This is a genomic window from Streptomyces sp. NRRL WC-3549 (assembly GCF_000721935.1).
Lineage (GTDB): Bacteria > Actinomycetota > Actinomycetes > Streptomycetales > Streptomycetaceae > Streptomyces.
Map to the genome: position 1 here is coordinate 4,740 of NZ_KL585409.1, position 1,940 is coordinate 6,679.

2 protein-coding genes are annotated in these 1,940 nt (G+C 73.7%); both read right to left on the reverse strand.

The genetic code is table 11. From position 1 onward, the window contains the following. Window positions 1–1,234, reverse strand: a 1,234-nt coding sequence (locus IH13_RS39745) for a beta-ketoacyl synthase N-terminal-like domain-containing protein (protein ID WP_420713379.1), incomplete at its 3' end; no start/stop codon positions are given. Continuing rightward, a partial coding sequence (locus IH13_RS44745) for an acyl carrier protein (protein WP_031086186.1) occupies window positions 1,234–1,940 on the reverse strand: 707 nt, incomplete at its 5' end. The genes IH13_RS44745 and IH13_RS39745, both read right to left, overlap by 1 nt.

A 1,940-nucleotide genomic window follows, 5' to 3' on the forward strand; every position in this document is an offset into this window, starting at 1 on the left:
CCAGCCAGCGGCGGGCCGGCTCGGTTGCCGGGCCGGCGTCGACGAGGTCGGGGGACGGACCGCCTTCCGCGAACCGTCCCAGAGCGGCGGCGAGTTCGCCGCCGTCGGTGACCGCCACCGCGAGCCGGGCGTCGAGGGGCTCGCGGCCCACCTGGGTGGTGAAGCACAGGTCGGCGAGCGGCACACGCTCGGTCCGGACGAAGCGGGCGGCCGACTCGGCGTAGGCGCGCAGCCGTTCCTCGTCGCGGGCGGAGAGCAGGAACAGCACGGGCTCGCCGGTGCGCTGCTCACCCGCCGGTACGTCGGTGACCGGGTCGGGGTTCGGGGACTCCTCCAGGACGAGGTGCGCGTTGGCGCCGCCCGCGCCGAAGGAGCTGAGGCCGGCCCGGCGCGGCCGGTCCCCTTCGGGCCAGGCGGACAGCTCGCGCTGGACGCGGAAGGGGGAACGCTCGAAGTCGATGTTGGAATTGAGCTCGTCCGCATGCAGCGAGGGGACCAGGGAGCGGTGCCGGAACTGCAGCAGGACCTTGGTCAGTCCGGCGATGCCGGCCGCGGACTCGAGGTGCCCGATGTTGGACTTGACCGAGCCGATCGGCCAGGTGCCGGGGGCCGCGTCCGCGGACCGGTACGCGTGGGTGAGGCCGGTCAGCTCGATCGGGTCGCCCAGGGCGGTGCCGGTGCCGTGCGCCTCGACGTAGCCGATGTCCTCGGGGGTGACGCCGGCCCGTTCCAGGGCGGTGGTGATCGCGCTCTGCTGGGCGCGCGGGTTGGGCACGCTGTAACCGTTGGTCCGGGCACCGTGGTTGACGGCACTGCCCAGGATCAGGCCGTGGACGCGGTCCCCGTCGGCCAGCGCCTTGCGGTAGGGCTTGAGCAGGACGGCGCCGACGCCCTCCCCGGGCACATAGCCGTCGCCGCCCTCGCCGAAGGCCCGGCAGCGGCCGTCGGAGGAGAGGAAGCGGCCCTGGCTGAGGAACGCGAACTTGTACGGGTGGACGGAGACGTTGACGCCGCCGGCGACGGCGAGTTCGCTCTCTCCCCGGCGCAGGCTCTCGCAGGCCAGGTGGATCGCGGTGAGCGAGGAGGAGCACATGGTGTCCAGCGCCATACTCGGACCGGAAAGGTCCAGGGCGTGGCTGACCCGGTTGGCGATGGTGGCGAAGGACGAGCCGGTGAGCGGCCGCCCGCCGCGCAGGGCGTCCAGAGCGCCGTGGAACTGGTACTCGCCGTACATCACGCCGACGTACACGCCGACGGACCGGCCGGCCAGGTCGGAGCGGCGGTAGCCTGCGTCCTCCAGGAGGTGCCAGAGCCGGCGTCCTCCAGGAGGTGCCAGGCGTTCTGCAGGAAGAGGCGCTCCTGGGGGTCCATGAGTTCGGCCTGGCGCGGGGAGATGCCGAAGAACAGCGGGTCGAATCGGTCGACGTCGCGCAGGAATCCGCCCCACCGGGTGTGCGCGAGGCCGGGCGCCGCCGGGTCCGGGTCGTACCAGCGGCGGCAGTCCCAGCGCTCCGCGGGTATCTCCGTGACGGCGTCGCGGCCCTCGGCCAGGGTGGTCCAGAGCTCGTCGAGGTCGTCGGCGGCCGGGTAGCGGCCGGCCAGGCCGACGACGGCGATGGCGTCGGCGTCGTCCTCCGCGGATTCGGCGGTGCCGGCTCGTGCGGTACGGCGCGGGGCGCGGGGCGGGCGCGCGGCGATGCCTTCGGCCGTGGCCGTGACCGGTGCGGCCGCCGGTGTGCCGCCGGTCAGCTCGGCCGCGTGGTGCTCGGCGAAGTAGCCGGCGAGCTCGCCCGGGGTGGCGTATTCGAAGAACAGGGTCTTGGACAGGGCGTCGAAGTGCCGGTCCAGCTCGCGGTTGAGCTTGGCGATCATCAGCGAGTCGATGCCGAGCCGGTCGAACGGAGCGTCCTCGGCCAGTTCGGACGGCTCCAGGCCGGTCT